The sequence below is a fragment of the Streptomyces sp. NPDC047130 genome, assembly GCF_040643475.1.
In the GTDB taxonomy this organism is placed as follows: domain Bacteria; phylum Actinomycetota; class Actinomycetes; order Streptomycetales; family Streptomycetaceae; genus Streptomyces.
In genome coordinates this window covers 1-19,843 of sequence record NZ_JBEYUK010000038.1, presented here as the reverse complement: position 1 = coordinate 19,843, position 19,843 = coordinate 1, and the positions used below count along the sequence as shown (strand labels likewise).

Annotated in this window: 2 protein-coding genes; both read left to right on the top strand. The window is 76.1% G+C overall.

Annotated elements, in window-relative coordinates; all coding sequences use genetic code 11:
- Window position 1: 1 nt before the first annotated feature.
- Window positions 2–19,021 carry a type I polyketide synthase gene (locus tag ABZ836_RS28495; RefSeq protein WP_361146896.1) on the top strand — a complete coding sequence of 6,340 codons (19,020 nt, stop codon included), beginning with the start codon at window positions 2–4 and terminating at the stop codon, window positions 19,019–19,021.
- Window positions 19,022–19,103: 82 nt separating this feature from the next.
- Window positions 19,104–19,843: ABC transporter ATP-binding protein (locus ABZ836_RS28490; protein WP_361146893.1), on the top strand; the 740-nt coding region annotated here is incomplete at its 3' end.

The window sequence follows — 19,843 nt, the reverse complement described above, 5'->3', positions numbered from 1 at the left end:
CGTGCAGGACACGACAGCCGGCGCACGTGCCGCATCCACCGAGGACAAGCTGCGGGACTACCTGAAGCGGGCCACCGCCGACCTCGCCGCGGTGCGGCGACGGTTGCGCGCCGCGGAGTCGGCCGAGCGCGAGCCCATCGCCATCGTCGGCATGGCCTGCCGCTACCCCGGCGGCGTCGCCTCGCCCGAGGACCTGTGGCGCGTCGTACGGGACGGCGTCGACGCCGTCTCCGGCTTCCCCGTGGACCGGGGCTGGGACATGGCGCCCTTCGACGCCGGGGCCGCCGCCGGAGTCGAGTTCACCCGCGAGGGCGGCTTCATCGAGGGCCTCGCCGACTTCGATCCGTCGCTCTTCAACATCTCGCCGCGCGAGGCACTGGCGATGGACCCGCAGCAGCGCCTGGTGCTCGAGACCTCCTGGGAGGCGGTGGAACGGGCCGGCATCGACCCGCTGTCCCTGCGCGGCAGCCGCACGGGCGTCTTCACCGGCGTCATGTACAACGAGTACGCGTCCCGGGCCCTGTCCGTCCCCGAGGAGGTCGCCGGACACCTGGGCACCGGCAGCAGCGGCAGCGTCGTCTCCGGCCGGGTGTCCTACACCCTCGGCCTGGAGGGCCCCGCGCTGACGGTGGACACGGCGTGTTCCTCTTCCCTGGTCGCCCTCCACCTGGCGGTGCGGTCCCTGCGCAGCGGTGAGTGCTCCCTGGCGCTGGCGGGCGGCGTCACCGTCATGATCACCCCCAACACCTTCATCGACTTCGGCATGTCCGGCGCGCTCTCCACCGACGGCCGCTGCCGGGCGTTCTCCTCGGACGCCGACGGCACGGGCTGGGCCGAGGGCGTCGGCGTGCTGCTGGTGGAGCGGCTCTCGGACGCGGTGCGCAACGGGCACCGCGTGCTCGCGGTCGTGCGCGGCACGGCCGTCAACCAGGACGGCGCCTCCAGCGGGCTGACGGCGCCCAACGGACCCTCGCAGCAACGGGTGATCCGTGCCGCGCTGGACGCGGCGCGACTGACCGCGGCCGACGTGGACGTGGTGGAGGCGCACGGCACCGGCACGACCCTCGGCGACCCGATCGAGGCCCAGGCGCTGCTCGCCACCTACGGCCAGGGACGGCCGGACGGACGGCCGGCCTACCTGGGGTCGCTGAAGTCCAACATCGGGCACTCGCAGGCCGCCGCCGGTGTCGGCGGTGTGATCAAGATGGTGGAGGCGATGCGCCACGGCGTGCTGCCGGCCACCCTGCACGTGGACGAGCCGACGCCGCACGTGGACTGGTCGGCGGGTTCGATGGAACTGCTGACGGAGGCGCGTGACTGGCCCGAAGGCGAGGAGCCGCGTCGGGCCGGCGTCTCCTCGTTCGGCGTGAGCGGCACCAACGCCCACGTGATCCTGGAGGAGTACCGCCCCGCCGAACCTGCCGAACCCGCCGCGTCCGCCGCCGACGCGCCCGCCGACGCTTCCCGGTCGAACGTCTCCGGTCCGGTGCCGTGGGTGGTGTCGGGTCGCACGGAGCAGGCGTTGCGGGGGCAGGCGGCGAGTCTGCTGGCCCATGTCGAGGACGCCGACGCTGGTGGGGCGACGGTCGGTGAGATCGGCTTCTCGCTGGCGACGACGCGTGCGGCCCTCGGTCACCGTGCGGTGGTGCTGGGTTCCGACCTGGACGACTTCCGGCGGGGGCTCGAGGCGCTGGCCGAGGGCCGTGAGGTGCCCGGCGTGGTCACCAGCGTGCGCGGCTCGGGCCAGGGCGCGCCGGTGCTGGTGTTCCCGGGGCAGGGGTCGCAGTGGCTGGGGATGGGCCGGGAGCTGGCGGTGTGGTCGCCGGTGTTCCGGGAGGCGTTGGAGGAGTGCGCGGCGGCGTTGGAGCCGTTCGTGGACTGGTCGTTGTGGGAGGTGCTGGAGAGCGAGGACGAGGGCCTGTGGGGCCGCGTCGATGTGGTCCAGCCGGTGTTGTGGGCGCTGATGGTGTCCCTGGCGAAGCTGTGGCGGTCGGCCGGTGTGGTCCCGTCTGCGGTGGTGGGGCACTCGCAGGGCGAGATCGCCGCCGCGGTCGTGGCGGGTGGTCTGACCTTGTCGGACGGGGCGCGTGTGGTGGCGCTGCGTTCGCGTGCGCTGCGGGCTCTGGCGGGACGCGGGGGCATGGTGTCCCTGGCCGCCGGCTCGGACATCGCGGAGGAGCTGGTGGCGGCCTCCGAAGGCCGGGTGTCCGTGGCCGCGGTCAACGGCCCCGGCTCGACGGTCGTGTCGGGTGAGCCGGAGGCGCTGGACGCGCTGATGACGGCGTGTGAGGAGCGGGGCGTGCGCGCCCGCCGGATACCGGTGGACTACGCCTCGCACTCGGTGCAGGTGGAGGAGCTGCGGGAGCAGATCCTCACCGACCTCGCCCCGATCACGCCCGTGTCGTCGACGATCCCCCTGTACTCGTCGCTGACGGGCGGTCGGATCGACACCGCCGACATGGGCGCCGAGTACTGGTACGACAACCTCCGCTCCCTGGTCCGGTTCGGCGACGCGACCGAAGCACTCCTGGCCGACGGCCGGACCGTGTTCCTGGAGAGCAGCCCGCACCCGGTGCTGACCCCCGGCATCGAGCAGACCCTGGAGGCGTCCGGGCTCCCCGGCGTCACCCTGGCGTCCCTGCACCGCGACCGCGGTGACGCGACGCGCTGGCTGACCGCGCTCGCCGAGGCCCACGTCGCCGGTGTCCCCGTCGACTGGGCCACCGTCCTGCCGGAAGCCCGGCCCGTCGACCTCCCCACCTACGCCTTCCAGCGGCGCCGCTACTGGCTCGACACCGTCGAGCCCGAACTGCCCACGTCCGACGGCGCGCAGGACTGGTTCTGGTCCGCCGTCGAGAACGAGGACCTCCCCGCCCTCCAGCGGATGCTGGACGTCAGCGGCCGGACCCCGCTCGCCGAGGCCCTGTCCGCGCTCTCCTCCTGGCACCGGCGCGACCGGGAACGGAGCCGCGCCGAGAGCTGGCACTACCGGACCACGTGGACCCCCGCACAGCTCCCCGCCGGGCGGCTCGACGGCCGCTGGATGGTGGCCGTGCACCCGGACCACCGCACCCACCCGCTGACTACCGCCGTCGTCGCGGCCCTCGAAGAGGCGGGCGCCGCCCCCGAACTGCTCACCGTGACCCCCGATGACGAGCGTGCCGCCCTCGCCGAGCGGCTGCGCGGCGCGGACGGCGTGCTGTCGCTGCTCGCCCTCGCCGAGGACCCCGCACCCGGCCACCCCGCCACCCCGGCCGGGTTCGCCGCCGGCATCACCCTGCTGCACGCCGTGCACGACAGCGGTGAGGCGGTGCGTCTGTGGTGCGCCACGTCCGGCGCCGTCGCCGCCGGGCCCGGGGACACCGTCACCCGTCCGGCACAGGCGCTGACCTGGGGGCTCGGCCGGGTCGCCGCCCACGAGTACACCCAGTGGGGCGGCCTGGTCGACCTGCCCGCCGACCCCGAACCGCGCGCCATGTCCCGCCTGGCGGCCGTCCTCGCCGGCACCGGCGACGACCAGACGGCGATCCGCCCCACCGGGGTCTTCGTGCCGCGCCTGCGCCGGGCCGAGCCGGCACCGCCCGGCCGCACCTGGCAGTCGTCCGGCACCGTGCTCGTCACCGGCGGCACCGGTGGCGTGGGCGCGCACGTCGCCCGCTGGCTCGCCGCCTCGGGTGCCGAGCACCTGCTCCTGCTCAGCCGGCGCGGCCCCGACGCCCCCGGCGCGGCCGAACTCACCGCCGAGCTGCGGGAGTCGGGCACCGAGGTCACCGTGGCCGCGGTGGACGCCGCCGACCGGGACGCGCTCGCGGCCGTCCTCGCGGACCTGCCCGCCGAGCGCCCGCTGACCGCCGTCTTCCACGCCGCCGGAGTCGTCGACTCCAGCATCGTGGACTCGCTCACCCCGGACCGCGTCGAGACCGCCCTGCGCGCCAAGGTCGCCAGCGCCCTCAACCTGCACCACCTCACCGCGCACCTGGACCTCTCGGCCTTCGTGCTGTTCTCGTCCCTGGCCGGCGTCTTCGGCTCGGCCGGCGAGGGCAACTACGCCCCCGGCAACGCCTTCCTGGACTCCTTCGCGCAGTACCGCCGCGCCCAGGGCCTCACCGCGACCTCCGTGGCCTGGGGCTCATGGGCGGGCGCCGGCATGGCCGACGGCACCTTCGGCGACGTGCTCGAACGCCACGGCATCCTCCGCATGGAGCCCGCACACGCCCTGGCGGGCCTGCGCACGGCCCTGGAACGGGACGAGACCACCCTCCTCCTCGCCGACATCCGCTGGGAGGTCTTCTCCTGGTTCTTCACCGCGACCCGCCCCAGCCGGCTCCTCGACGAACTGCCCGACGTCCGCGCGCTCCGTCAGGCCGCCGAACAGAACACGGCCCAGGGCGGCCCCGCCGCCGAGCAGGAGGACCTGCCCCCGGCCCAGCGACTGGCCGGGGCCTCGGAGGCGGAACGCAACAGGTTCCTGCTCGACCTGGTCCGTGACCAGGTGGCGCTGGTGCTCGGCCACGACTCCGCCTCCGAGGTGGAGCCCGGACGCGCCTTCGGCGAACTGGGGCTCACCTCGGCGGGCGCCGTCGAACTGCGCAACCGCCTGACCTTCACCACCGGCCTGCGCATGTCCGCCACCCTCGTCTTCGACCACCCCAGCCCGCTCGCCCTCTCCCGCTTCCTCGCCGCCCAGATCACCGGAGAGAGCACCACGGCGGCAGCCGAGCCCGCGGCTCCCGCGGTCCCCGCACGCGCCGACGCCGACGGGGCGGACGACGACCCGATCGTCCTCGTCGGCATGGCCTGCCGCTTCCCCGGCGGCGTCCGCTCCCCGGAAGACCTGTGGGAACTCGTCCGGTCCGGAACCGACGCGATGGGCCCCTTCCCCGCCGACCGCGGCTGGGACCTCGACGCGCCCGGCGCCGACTACCCGCGCACGGGCGGATTCCTCCCCGACGCCACCGCCTTCGACGCCGACCTGTTCGGCATCTCCCCGCGCGAGGCGCTGGCCATGGACCCGCAGCAGCGGCTGCTCCTCGAAGCCTCCTGGGAGGTCCTGGAGCGCGCCGGCATCCACCCCCGCTCCCTCGCCGGAACACGGACGGCGGTGTACGCCGGCTCCGGCGGCCAGGACTACCTGACCGTGCTCGCGGCGGACCCCGAGGCGGGCAGCGGCTACCTGGTCACCGGCGGATCCCCCAGCGTGCTCTCGGGCCGCGTCGCCTACGCCTTCGGCCTGGAGGGCCCCGCGGTCACCGTCGACACCGCCTGCTCCTCCTCCCTGGTGGCCCTCCACCTGGCCTGCCAGTCGCTGCGCCACCGGGAGTCCGACCTGGCCCTGGTCGGCGGCGTCAACGTGATCTCCCTGCCGTCCGTCTTCGCCGAGTTCAGCAAGCAGCGCGGCCAGGCCGCCGACGGCCGCTGCAAGGCGTTCTCCTCGGACGCCGACGGAACGGGCTGGGGCGAGGGCGTGGGCGTGCTGCTCGTCGAGCGGCTCTCGGACGCGCGCCGCAACGGACACGAGGTGCTCGCGGTGGTCCGCGGCAGCGCCGTCAACTCCGACGGCGCCTCCAACGGGCTCACCGCGCCGAACGGCCCCGCGCAGCAGCGGGTCATCCGCGCCGCACTGGCGTCGGCGGGGCTCGAGCCCTCCGACGTGGACGTGGTGGAGGCGCACGGCACCGGCACCCGGCTCGGCGACCCGATCGAGGCCGAGGCGCTGCTGGCCACCTACGGCCAGGGCCGGGAGGCCGACCGTCCCCTGTACCTGGGGTCGGTCAAGTCCAACATCGGGCACACGCAGGCCGCCGCCGGCGTCGTCGGCGTCATCAAGGCCGTCATGGCGCTCCGGCACGGCGAGCTGCCGAAGACGCTGCACGTCGACGCGCCGACCCCGGAGGTCGACTGGTCGGCGGGCGCCGTGGAACTGCTCACCGAGAACCGCCCGTGGCCGCGGGCGGACCGCCCCCGGCGCGCGGCCGTGTCGTCGTTCGGCATCAGCGGCACCAACGCGCACACCATCCTGGAGGCCCCGGAGCCGGCCGACGTCCCCGCCGACTCCCCGCGCAGGCCCGAGCACCCGGAGCTCCCGCTCTCCGTCCCGCTGCCCGTCCCGCTGTCCGGCGCCACGCCGGACGCCCTCGCCCGGCAGGCCGGCCGGCTCGCCGGGGTCGGGGCGGAACTCGCCGACCTGGCCCACACCCTGGTCACCACACGCGCCGACCTGGACCACCGTGCGGTGGTCCTCGACGACCACACCGCCGCGCTGACGGCCCTCGCCGCCGGTGAGCAGCCGCAGGACGTGGTCCAGGACCAGGTGGTCCACGGCGGCCTGGCCCTGCTGTTCTCGGGCCAGGGCGCGCAGCGGGTCGGGATGGGCCGTGAGCTCTACGAGGCGTTCCCGGTGTTCGCGGACGCCTTCGACGCGGTGTGCGCCCGCGTCGACCTCGAACTCCCGCTGCGCGACGTGGTGTTCGGGGACGACACGGAGCTGCTGGCGCGGACGGTGTACACGCAGCCCGCCTTGTTCGCCGTCGAGGTGGCGCTGTTCCGGCTGGTGGAGTCGTGGGGTGTGACCCCGGACGTGCTGGTCGGCCACTCGATCGGCGAGCTCGCGGCGGCGCACTGCGCGGGCGTGCTGTCGCTGGACGACGCGTGCCGGCTGGTGTCCGCGCGCGGCCGGCTGATGGACGCGCTGCCCGAGGGCGGCGCGATGCTGGCCGTCGAGGCCGCCGAGGAGGGGCTGGAACTGCCCGACGGTGTCGACCTGGCGGCCGTCAACGGCCCGACCTCGATCACGGTCTCGGGCGACGCCGACGCGATCGACACTCTTGAGCAGCGCCTGCGCTCCGACGGCGTACGCGTCAAGCGGCTCACCGTCTCGCACGCCTTCCACTCCCACCTGATGGAACCCATGCAGGCGGAGTTCGCGGAGGTCGCGAAGTCGCTGACCTACCGCGCCCCGACCGTCCCGGTCGTGACCACGGCGCCCGGCGACCTGGCGACCCCCGACTACTGGGTGGGGCAGATCCGCGAGCCCGTCCGGTTCGCCGACGCGATCGCCTCCCTCGGCGGGGTCCGCACGGCGCTCGAGCTGGGCCCTGCCGCGGTGCTCTCCGCCCTGGTGACCGAGCAGGCCGACGGTCCGGCCGCGGTGCCCGCCCTGCGCGCGGACCGGCCCGAGGCCGCCACCCTGGTCCGCGCGCTGGCCCGGCTGCACACCCGCGGCGTCCCGGTGGACTGGGCGGCCTACCTGGCCCCGTTCGGCGGCACCCGGATCGCGCTGCCCACCTACCCCTTCGCCCGCCGACGGCACTGGCCCACTCCCGGCCTGCCCCGCCCCGTCACGGTGGAGAACCCGGCCGAGCGGGAGTTCTGGTCGGCCGTGGACTCGGCCGACGCCGATGCCGTGGCCGGGGCCCTGAGCCTCGACGACGACCAGCGGGAGGGCCTCGGCACCGTCCTGCCCGCCCTCGCCGCCTGGCGGGAGCGGAGCCGGCACAAGGCCACCACCGACGCCTGGCGCTACCGCGTCGGCTGGGCCCCGCTCACCGACCGCCACCTGCGGCTGAGCGGCACCTGGCTCCTGGTCGCCGGCGACGACGTCCCCGACGGGCTCACCGAGGGCCTGCGTGCCGCGGGCGCCGACGTGGTCGAGATGACGGACCTCGGCACGGACCGCGCCCGGTGCGGCGCCCGCATGGCCGAACTGGCGTCGGCCGCCGCCGACGCCGGCCGCCCCGTCACCGGGGTGCTCGCCCGCGTGCGCACCACCGCCGAGCTGCTGCTGGTCGTCCAGGCACACGGGGACGCCGGACTCGCCGCACCGCTGTGGTGCCTCACCACCGGCGCGGTCGCGGCCGTGCCGGGCGACGAGTGCCTGCCCGCCGCGGCCCAGCTGTGGGGACTCGGCCGGGTCGCCGCGCTCGAGAACCCCGACCGCTGGGGCGGCCTGGTCGACGTGCCGGAGCGCCTCGACCACCGCGCGGCCGAACGCCTGGCCCAGCTGCTGGCCGGGGACGCGGGCGAGGACCAGGCGGCCGTCCGGCCGACCGGCATCCACGTCCGCCGGCTCAGGCGGGCCCCCGGCGCCACGGACGGCCCCACCCGGCCCGCCGAGTGGCGCACCGACGGCGCGGCCCTGGTCACCGGCGGCACCGGCGCGCTGGGCGGCAAGGTCGCCCGCCTGCTCGCCGACCGGGGCTCCACCCGCCTCGTCGTGGCGAGCCGGCGCGGCCCCGCCGCACCGGGCGCGTCCGAGCTCGTCGCGGACCTCGCCGAGCGCGGGTGCACCGCCGTCGTCGTCGCCTGCGACCTGAGCGACCGGGAGGCGGTGGCCGGACTCCTGGAACGCCACCCGGTGACCACCGTCGTGCACGCCGCCGGGATCGTCGACGACGGTGTGCTCGACACGCTGACGCCCGAACGGCTCGCCGCCGTCCTCGACGCCAAGGCCCACTCCGCCGACCTCCTCGACGAACTCTCCGGTGAACTCACCGACTTCGTCGTCTTCTCGTCCGTCGCGGGCGTCATCGGCAGCGCCGGACAGGGCCCCTACGCGGCCGCCAACGCGCACCTCGACGCCCTGGTGGAGAGCCGGCGCGCCCGGGGCCTGCCCGGCACCGCCCTCGCCTGGGGCGCCTGGGCCGGAGCCGGCATGGCCGCCGACCCGGCCGCCGCGGCCCGGCTGGCCCGCGGCGGACTGCCCGCCATGCCCGAGGACCGGGCGCTGGACGCCCTGGCCACCGCCCTGGCCCAGCGGGACGGCGCCCTCGTCGTCGCCGACATCGACTGGGACCGGTTCACCCCCGGTTTCACCGCGGTCCGGCCCAGCAGGCTGTTCGCCGAACTCCCCGAGGCCGCCCCGGTCGTCCGCGCGGTCGAGGACACCGGTCCCGCCGTGCTCGCCGCCCCCGGCGCGGACGCCGCCGAGCTGGCGCGCGGCGCCGAGAACCTCGTCCTCGAGGCCGTCGCGGCCGTCCTCGGCCACGGCACGCCCGGGGCCGTGAACCGCGAACGCGCCTTCCACGACCTCGGCTTCGACTCCCTGACCGCCCTGGAGCTGCGCAACCTGCTGTCCTCCCGGACCGGCCTCACCCTCCCGGCCGGCCTGGTCTTCGACTTCCCGACCCCCGCGGCCCTCGCCGCCCACCTGGTCACCCTGCTGTCCGGGGCACCGGCCTCCGCGGCCCGCCCCGCCCAGGGCGGCCCCCGGACGGCCACGGACGAGCCCATCGCCATCATCGGCATGGCCTGCCGCTTCCCCGGCGGGGTGGACTCGCCCGAAGCGCTGTGGGACCTGGTGGCCTCCGGAACCGACGCGATGGGCGACTTCCCGGCGGACCGGGGCTGGGACCTCGAGGCCCTGCTCGGCCCCGACGGCCTCTCCTCCAGCCGCGCGGGCGGATTCCTCGACGACGTCGCCGACTTCGACGCGGGCCTGTTCAACATCTCGCCCCGTGAGGCGCTGGCGATGGACCCGCAGCAGCGGCTGCTGCTCCAGGCCTCCTGGGAGGCGTTCGAACGGGCCGGCATCGACCCGACCTCCGTCGGCGGCAGCGACACCGGCGTGTTCGCGGGCACCAACGGCCAGGACTACGCCGCCCTGCTGCTCGGCTCCGAGGCCGCCACCGAGGGCCACCTGGGCACCGGCAACACCGCCAGCGTGCTGTCCGGCCGCATCTCCTACACCTTCGGCCTGCGGGGACCGGCGCTCAGCGTGGACACGGCGTGCTCGTCGTCGCTGGTCGCCCTGCACCTGGCGGCGCAGTCGCTGCGCAACGGCGAGTGCTCCATGGCACTGGCCGGCGGCGTCACCGTGATGCCGATTCCCGGCACCTTCGTCGAATTCAGCACCCAGGGCGCGCTCTCCACCGACGGCCGCTGCAAGGCGTTCTCCTCGGACGCCGACGGCACGGGCTGGGGCGAGGGCGTCGGCGTGCTGCTGGTGGAGCGGCTCTCGGACGCGGTGCGCAACGGGCACCGCGTGCTCGCGGTCGTGCGCGGCACGGCCGTCAACCAGGACGGCGCGTCGAACGGGCTGACCGCGCCGAACGGCCCGTCGCAGGAACGGGTGATCCGCGCCGCGCTGGACGCGGCGCGACTGACCGCGGCCGACGTGGACGTGGTGGAGGCGCACGGCACCGGCACCAAGCTGGGCGACCCGATCGAGGCGCAGGCGCTCCTCGCCACCTACGGGCAGGACCGTGAGGAGCCGCTGTACCTGGGGTCGGTGAAGTCCAACATCGGCCACACGCAGGCCGCCGCGGGCGTCGCCGGAGTCATCAAGCTGGTCGAGGCGATGCGCCACGGCGTGCTGCCGGCCACCCTGCACGTCGACGAGCCGACGCCGCACGTGGACTGGTCGGCGGGAGTCGTCGAACTGCTGACGCGGACGCGCCCGTGGCCGGAGGCCGACCGCCCGCGCCGGGCCGGCGTGTCCTCGTTCGGCGTGAGCGGCACCAACGCCCACGTGATCATCGAGGCCGCGCCGCAGGCTGACGAAACCGCCGCCGAGGCGACGGAGCTGGACACTTCCGGTCCGGTGCCGTGGGTGGTGTCGGGTCGTACGGAGCAGGCGTTGCGGGGGCAGGCGGCGAGTCTGCTGGCCCATGTCGAGGACGCCGACGCTGGTGGGGCGACGGCCGGTGAGATCGGCTTCTCGCTGGCGACCACGCGTGCGGCCCTCGGTCACCGTGCGGTGGTGCTGGGTTCCGACCTGGACGACTTCCGGCGGGGGCTCGAGGCGCTGGCCGAGGGCCGTGAGGTGCCCGGCGTGGTCACCAGCGTGCGCGGCTCGGGCCAGGGCGCGCCGGTGCTGGTGTTCCCGGGTCAGGGGTCGCAGTGGCTGGGGATGGGCCGGGAGCTGGCGGTGTGGTCGCCGGTGTTCCGGGAGGCTTTGGAGGAGTGCGCGGCGGCGTTGGAGCCGTTCGTGGACTGGTCGTTGTGGGAGGTGCTGGAGAGCGAGGACGAGGGCCTGTGGGGCCGCGTCGATGTGGTCCAGCCGGTGCTGTGGGCGCTGATGGTGTCCCTGGCCAAGCTGTGGCGGTCGGCCGGTGTGGTCCCGTCTGCGGTGGTCGGGCACTCGCAGGGTGAGATCGCCGCAGCCGTGGTCGCCGGTGGCCTGTCCGTCGGGGACGGCGCGCGTGTGGTGGCGCTGCGTTCCCGCGCCCTGCGGGCTCTGGCCGGACGCGGGGGCATGGTGTCGCTGGCCGCGGGTTCGGACGTCGCCGGTGAGCTGGTGGCCGGCTTCGACGGCCGGGTCTCGGTGGCCGCGGTCAACGGCCCGGGCTCGACGGTGGTTTCCGGTGAGCCGGAGGCGCTGGACGCGCTGATGACGGCGTGTGAGGAGCGGGGCGTGCGCGCCCGCCGGATTCCCGTGGACTACGCCTCGCACTCGGTGCAGGTGGAGGAGCTGCGGGAGCAGATCCTCACCGAGCTCGCCCCGATCAAGCCGGTGTCGTCGGCGGTCCCGCTGTACTCGTCGCTGACCGGGAGCCGGATCGATACCGCGGAGATGGGCGCGGAGTACTGGTACGACAACCTCCGCTCCCTGGTCCGGTTCGGCGAGGCGACCGAAGCGCTGCTGGCCGACGGCCGGTCCGTGTTCCTGGAGTGCAGCCCGCATCCGGTGCTGACCCCCGGCATGGAGCAGACCCTGGAGGCGTCCGGGCTCCCCGGCGTCACCCTGGCGTCCCTGCACCGCGACCGCGGTGACGCGACGCGCTGGCTGACCGCGCTCGCCGAGGCACACGTCGCCGGTGTCCCCGTCGACTGGGCCACCGTCCTGCCCGAAGCCCGGCCCGTCGACCTCCCCACCTACGCCTTCGCGCGTGAGCGCTACTGGCCCACCCCGGTCGAACGTCAGGCCGCCGGAGCGGAGGCCCAGGCGGGCGCCGATCCGGTGGAGGAGGCGTTCTGGGGCGGCGTCGAGAGCGGTGACACGGAGGCCGTCGCCAGAACCCTCGGCATCGACGCGCCGGACCTCGCCCAGGTGCTGCCCGCCCTGACCGCCTGGCGGCAGGGGCGCCGCCAGGAGACCGCCGTCGCCTCCTGGCGCTACGACGTGGCGTGGACCCCCCTGGTCGGGCTGCCGTCCACCGCACCGGCCGGCCGCTGGCTGCTGGTCCTCCCGTCGTCCGGGGCGGAGGCGGACATCGCGACCGTGCGGACCGCGCTCGCCCGGGCGGACGTCACCGAGGTCACCGTCCCCGCCGGCGCGAACCGTGCCGAACTCGCCGCCGCGCTGCCCGAGACGGACGGTCTCACCGGCGTGCTCTCCCTGCTGGGGCTCGACGAGCGCCCACACCCCGAGGGCGCGGCGCTGCCCACCGGAACCGGCGACACGGTCACCCTGCTGCAGGCGCTCGGCGACGCCGGCTCCGGCGCACCCCTGTGGTGCCTCACCCGCGGCGCGGTCGCCGTGGGCCGCGCCGACGGCGAGGTGAGCCACGCCCAGGCCACGCTGTGGGGCCTCGGCCGCAGCGCCGCCCTGGAACACCCCGCCCTCTGGGGCGGACTGATCGACCTGTCCACGACCGGCGACCGGTCCGCCGCCCGGCTCGGCACGGTCCTCGCCGGGGCCGCCGGGGACGAGGACCAGTTGGCGGTGCGGCCGTCCGGCGTCTTCGCCCGGCGGGTACGCCGCGCCGCCCCGGAGCCCCACCCGGTCACCGAGCCGTGGTCGCCCGGCGGACCGGTACTCGTCACCGGCGGGACCGGCGCGCTCGGCCGCGAGGTCGCCCGCTGGCTCGCCGCCGAACGCGGGGTCACCGACCTGGTCCTCGTCAGCCGTTCCGGCCCCCGGGCCGCCGGCGCCGACGAGCTGGTCGCCGAGCTGGCCGAGCTGGGAGCGGCGGCGACCCTCGTCGCCTGCGACGTCGCCGACCGCGACGCACTCGCCGCGCTGCTCGCCGGACACCCGGTCACCGGCGTCGTCCACACCGCCGGCGTCGCGGCCACCGTGCCGCTGGCCGACACCTCCCCGGCCGAGGTCGCCGAGGCCGCCCGGGCCAAGGTCCTCGGCGCGCTCCACCTGGACGCCCTGCTGGAGGAGAAGGCTGACCTGTTCGTGCTGTTCTCCTCGATCGCCGGGGTCTGGGGCAGCGGCGGGCAGGCCGCGTACTCCGCCGCCAACGCGGCCCTCGACGCGCTCGCCGAGCGACGCCGGGCCCGCGGCCGGACCGCCACGTCCGTGGCGTGGGGCGCCTGGGGCGGCAGCGGCATGGCCGCCGACCGGGACGCCGGGGACTACCTGCGCGACCGGGGCATCACCGCCATGCCGCCCGCCCTGTGCCTGACCGCGCTGTCCGCCGCCGTGGACTCCGGCCGCGCCACGGGCGTGGTCGCCGACGTCGACTGGGGCCGTTTCGCGCCGTCGTTCACCCTGCGCCGCCCGAGCCCGCTGCTGACCGACCTGCCGGAGGCGGCCGACGCCCGGGCGGACGGTCCCTCGCCGGCCGGCGACACGCGCGTCGGTCACGAGGAACTGCGCGCCCGGCTCGAGGCCGCCCTCCCCGCCGACCGCGCCCGCGTCCTGTCCGACCTGGTGCGCACCGTGGTCGCCGGGGTGCTCGGCCACGCGGGCCCCGAGGCCGTCGACCCCGACGAGGTCTTCACCGGGCTCGGCATCGACTCCCTCACCGCGCTCCGCGTCCGCGACGGCCTGGCCGCGGCGACCGGCCTGCGGCTCCAGGCGTCCCTGGTGTTCGACCACCCCACCCCGCGCGCGGCAGCCGCCGAACTGCTCTCCCGGCTCGGCCTCCTGGAACCGGGCGCCGCACCCGCGGGAGGACCGGCCACCGCGGTCGCCGACACCGACGACCCGGTCGTCATCGTCTCGATGAGCTGCCGCTACCCCGGCGGCGCCGACTCCCCGGAGGGCCTGTGGGAGCTGGTCGCGGCCGGGACCGACGCCATGTCGCCGTTCCCCGTGGACCGTGGCTGGGACCTGTCGGGAGCCGGCGGGTTCACCCCCGAGGGCGGATTCCTGCACGACGCCACGGAGTTCGACGCGGACCTGTTCGGCATCTCGCCCCGCGAGGCCGTCGCCATGGACCCGCACCAGCGGGTGCTCCTCGAAGCCTCCTGGGAGCTGCTGGAGCGTGGCGGCATCGCCCCGACCGCCGTCCGGGGCACGCGCGTCGGCGTCTTCGTCGGCGCGTCCGCCGCGGGCTACGCCATGACCGGCGTCCTGCCGGAGGGCTCCGAGAGCCACGCCATGACCGGTACCTCCAACAGCGTCCTGTCCGGCCGGATCTCCTACACCTTCGGCCTGGAGGGGCCGGCCGTCACCGTCGACACGGCGTGCTCGTCGTCGCTGGTGGCGCTGCACCTGGCCGCCCAGTCGATCCGCACGGGGGAGTGCTCCATGGCCCTCGCCGGCGGTGTCACCGTGATGCCCTCGCCCGCCGTGTTCGCCGAGTTCGGCCGCCAGGGCGGTCTGGCGTCGGACGGCCGGTGCAAGGCGTTCGCGGCTGCCGCGGACGGCACGGGCTGGGGCGAGGGTGTGGGTCTGCTGCTGCTGGAGCGGCTGTCGGACGCGCGCCGCAACGGGCACGAGGTGCTCGGCGTGGTGCGGGGCTCCGCGGTCAACCAGGACGGTGCGTCGAACGGTCTGACCGCGCCGAACGGTCCGGCGCAGCAGCGGGTGGTGCGGGCCGCGCTGGCCGCCGCCGGGCTGCAGGCGTCCGAGGTCGACGCGGTGGAGGCGCACGGCACCGGCACCAGGCTGGGGGACCCGATCGAGGCGCAGGCGCTGCTGGCGACGTACGGGCAGGACCGTGAGGAGCCGCTGTACCTGGGCTCGGTGAAGTCCAACATCGGTCACACCCAGGCCGCTTCGGGCGTCGCCGGTGTCATCAAGATGGTGCAGGCGATGCGTCACGGAAAGCTGCCGCGGACGCTGCACGTGGACGAGCCGACGCCGCACGTGGACTGGTCCGCGGGCGCCGTGTCGCTGCTCACCGAGGACCGGCCCTGGCCGGAGACCGGCCACGCGCGCAGGGCCGGCGTGTCCTCGTTCGGGATCAGCGGCACCAACGCGCACGTCCTGGTCGAGGAGGCCCCCCGTGAGCCGGCGCCGCCGGTCACCCCGCCGGCCGACGCACCGGACACCGCCGCCCCCCTCCTGGCCTGGCCCGTCTCCGGCCGCTCCGAGGACGCGCTGCGGGCCCAGGCCGACCGGCTCCGCTCGCATCTCGACCGCACCGGCGCCACGCTCGACCTGCGCGCCGCCGCCCACCGGCTCGCCACCGCGCGGGCCGGACTGGAGCACCGGGCCGTCGTCCTGGCGGCGGACGCCGACGGGCTGCGCCGCGGCCTCGCCCAGCTCGCCGGCACGGGCGTCACGGACGCCGGCACCGGCACGGCGGCCGAGGTGGTGCGCGGCGTCGCCGCGAGCGGCGACCTCGCCTTCGTCTTCTCCGGCCAGGGCGCCCAGCGCGCCGGCATGGGCGGCGAACTGTACGAGACCCACCCGGTGTTCGCCGACGCCTTCGACGCGGTCTGCGCCCACCTCGACCCGGACCTGGAGCGCCCGCTGCGCGACGTCGTCCTCCACGACGCCGACGCGCTCGGCCGCACCGCCTGGACCCAACTCGCCCTGTTCGCCTTCGAGGTGGCCCTCTACCGGCTGCTGGAGTCCTGGAACCTGACCCCCGACCGGCTGGCCGGGCACTCCGTCGGCGAGATCGCCGCCGCGCACGTCGCCGGCGTCCTCACGCTCGCCGACGCCTGCACCCTGGTCGCCGCCCGGGCCCGGCTCATGGGCGCGCTGCCGGAGGGCGGCGCGATGATGTCGGTGCGGATGCCCGAGGCCGATGCGCGCGCCGCGCTCACCGGCTACGAGGACCGCGTGGCCGTCGCCGCCGTCAACACCCGAGACGAGGTCGTCCTCTCCGGCGACGCCGACGCCCTGGCGGAACTCGCCGAGACGGGCCGGCGCACCGGCCGCAGGATCCGCCCCCTGGACGTCTCGCACGCCTTCCACTCGCCGCACATGGACCCCGTGCTGGACGACTTCGCCGCCGTCGCCGCGACCCTCGAGTACCGGCCCGCCCGCATCCCGCTGGTGTCCACGGTCACCGGCGCCGAGGACGACGGCGCGATGTCCACCCCGCAGTACTGGGTCCGGCAGATCCGCGCCACCGTCCGCTTCTCCGACGCCGTCGGCACCCTCCTCGGCCGGGGCGTGACCCGCTTCGCCGAGATCGGACCCGGCGCCGCGCTCACCGTCCCGCTGGAGCGGACCCTGGAACGCGCCCGCGCGCTCGACGACACCACCGACCCCGTCGCCGTGGCGCTCCAGCGCTCCGGCCGACGGGAGCCCGTCGCCCTGCTCACGGCGGTCGCGCGGCTGCACACGGCCGGCGTCCCCGTCGACTGGGAGGCCCTCCTCGGGCCCGTCGCCGGACCCCGCCCGGACCTGCCGACGTACGCCTTCCGGCGGCGCCGCTACTGGCCCGCACCGCACCCCGTCACCGCGCGGGAGGACGGACGGACCGGCCGCTACCAGGTGACCTGGCAGCCCCTGCCCGAACCGGTCCGGGCCGTGCCGCAGGGCGCCTGGCTCGCCGTCGGCGCCGGGCACCCGGACACGGACGACCTGCTCGCCGGACTCCGCGGACAGGGCATGCGGATCACCACGCTGCCCGCCGACGGCGACTGCCGCAGGTCGCACGCCGAGGCACTGCGCACGGCGCACGAGGAGACACCCGCGATCGCGGGCGTGCTCTGCCTGGCCGACGAGCCGGCCGCCGTCCTCGCCCTCGCCCAGGCACTCGACGACGTCGCGGCCGACGCCCCCCTGTGGTGCGTGACCACGGGCGCGGTCGCCACCGGCCCCGCCGACCCCGACCCCGACCCGGCCCGCGCCGCCGTCTGGGGCCTCGGCCGCACCCTGAGCCTGGAGGCCCCGCACCGCTGGGGCGGCCTGGTGGACCTGCCCGCGAAGCCCGACGAGCGGACCGCGCCACGGCTCGCCGCGCTCCTCGCCGCCGGCACCGCCGACGAGGACCAGATCGCCCTGCGCGCCACCCCCCTGGCCCGCAGGGTCACCGCCGCCCCCGCGCAGCCCGCCGGCACCCGGCCCTGGCAGCCCTCGGGCACCGTGCTCGTCACCGGCGGCACCGGCCGCCGCGGCCGGGCCCTGGCCACGGCGCTCGCCGCCCACGGGGCCGACCACCTGGTGCTGCTCGGCCGCCGCGGCGCCGACGCGCCGGGCGCCCGCGAGTTCGCCGCCGGCCTGCCCGTCGACGTCACCCTCGTCGCCGCCGACGTCACCGACCCGGCCGCCGTCGCCGAGGCACTGGCGGCGATCCCCGCCGACCGGCCGCTGACCGCCGTGGTCCACGCCGTCACCCCGGAGGCGGACACCCCCTGGACGGAACTGCGCCCCCACGAGCTGCGCGCCTCGGCCGCCGCCGACGGCGCCCAGGTCCTGCACGAGGTGACCGCCGGCCTCGCCCCCGGCCTGGAGGCGTTCGTGCTGATCTCCTCCGTGACCGGCGTCTGGGGCGGCACGGGAGCGGCCGCACGGTCCGCCGCGAGCGCCCGCATGGACGCCCTCGCCGCGCACCGCCGCTCCCTCGGCCTGCCCGCCACCTCCCTCTCCTTCGGCCCCTGGGCGACCGGAGAGGAGGACCCGGCCGCCCCGCGCCACGGCCTGCGCCCCATGGAACCCGCGGCGGCCTGGACCGCCCTCGGCGAGACGGCCGCCGCGCCGGAGGCCTGCGCCGTCGTCGCCGACGTGGACTGGGGACGCTTCCACCCCGCCTACACGCTGGCCCGGCACCGTCCGCTCTTCGACGAACTGCCCGAGGTCCGCGCCCTGTCCGCCACCCCCCGCACCCCCGCGCCCGCCACGGGCGCCGGGTCCGCACTCACCGGACCCGACCGCGACCGGACGGCGCTCGACCTCGTCCGCACGACCGTCGCCACCGTGCTCGGCCACGCCGACACCTCGTCCGTGTCGGCCGACCGCCCCTTCCTCGAACTGGGCGTCGATTCTCTGGCCGCGCTGGAGATCCGCTCGACACTCGAACGGGAAACGGGCCAGACACTGCCCGGAACCGTCGTCTTCGACCACCCCACACCCGCCGCCCTCGCCCGCCAACTCACCGCGGGCACGGCCGGGGGCGGCGGCGCCACGCCGGCCGGGACGGAGACCGCCCCGGTGCTCGGCATCTCGCCCACCGACCGCAACCCGGTCGGCCTGCTCGACTCCCTCTACCGGGAGGCCGTGCGCACCGGGCGGATCCACGAGTTCCTCGAACTCGTCGGCGAGACCGCGAAGTTCCGCCCCACGGCCGACGACGTGGCCGAGGCGGGCGGACCTGCGCAGCTCACCACCCTCGCCGACGGCCCCGCGCCCGAACTGCTGGTCTGCGTCAGCGGCCTCACGGCCGGCGGCGGCCCGCACGAGTTCGCCCGGCTCGCCGCACCGCTGCGCGGCGCCCGCCGCGTGGCCGCGGTCCCCGTCCTCGGCTACGGCCGCGGCGAACTGCTGCCCGCCACCCCCGAGGTCGCCCTCGACTGGCAGGCGCAGGGCGTCCTCGACCACGCCCAGGGCGCGCCCGTCGTCCTCTTCGGGCACTCCGGAGGCGCGCTGCTGGCCCACCGGCTGGCCGTCCGGATGACCGAACTCGGCTCCGCCCCGGCTGCGTTGATCCTCGCGGACGTCTACGCTCTCGACGACCCACTGATGGTGGAGTGGAACACCGAGCTCTCCGAGGGAGTCTTCGACCGGGTCGAGCAGTTCGTCGCCATGGACGACAGCCGTCTCACCGCGATGGCCTGGTACGGGAACCTGTTCTGGACGAACCCGTCCCCCGACACCCGGTTCCCGACTCTCCTGCTGCGCGCCTCGCAGCCGCTGCGCGAACCCGCGGACGGCCGCGACTGGCGCAGCACCTGGAAGGCCGCCGACGACGTCGTCGACGTGCCGGGCGACCACTTCACGATGATGGCCGAGCACGCCGGGACCACGGCCCGCGCGGTCCATCGGTGGATCGGAGAGCTGCCCCGATGACCACCGCGCACCCCGCCCCACCGACAGCCCGGCCGGCCTCGCCGGGAACGCCCGGAAGCACCTGTTCCATGGAGGAACCCCGATGACCGACCAACCACTGGCCCGTGCGATCGGGGTCACCCGGCGCTACGGCACGACGACGGCCGTGAACGGCATCTCGCTCGACATACCCGCCGGGCAGCTGATCGGCCTGCTCGGCCCCAACGGCGCGGGCAAGAGCACCCTCATCAACCTCTTCACCGGCCTGCGCAAACCCACCGAGGGCAGGATCGAGCTGTTCGGCCGCGACCCCCGGGACGTCGAGGCCCGCCGCCGGATGGGCATGACCCCGCAGGAGACCGGCCTGCCCGACACCCTCAAGGCCACCGAGGTGATGGACTTCGTCGGCGCGCACTTCACCCGCACCGCCGACAAGAAGGCGCTCCAGGAGCAGTTCGGCATCACCGAGTTCGCCGACCGGCAGGTCGGCGGCCTCTCCGGCGGCCAGAAGCGCCGCCTCGCCATCGCGCTGGCCTTCGTCGGCCGCCCCGACCTGGTGTTCCTGGACGAGCCCACCACCGGCCTCGACGTCGAGGCCCGCCGCGCCCTCTGGGACGGCATCCGCGCCTTCCACGCCGACGGCGGCACCGTGGTCCTGACCAGCCACTACCTCGACGAGGTCGAGGAACTCGCCGAACGCGTCGTCATCATCGACCAGGGCCGCTGCGTCGCCGACGACAGCGTCGCCTCCCTGCGCCGGGTCAGCGGCCTGCGCCGGGTCAGCGTGCGGATGGCCGAGGTGCCCGACCTGCCCGGACTCGTCGCCGCCGAGCGGGAGGGCGA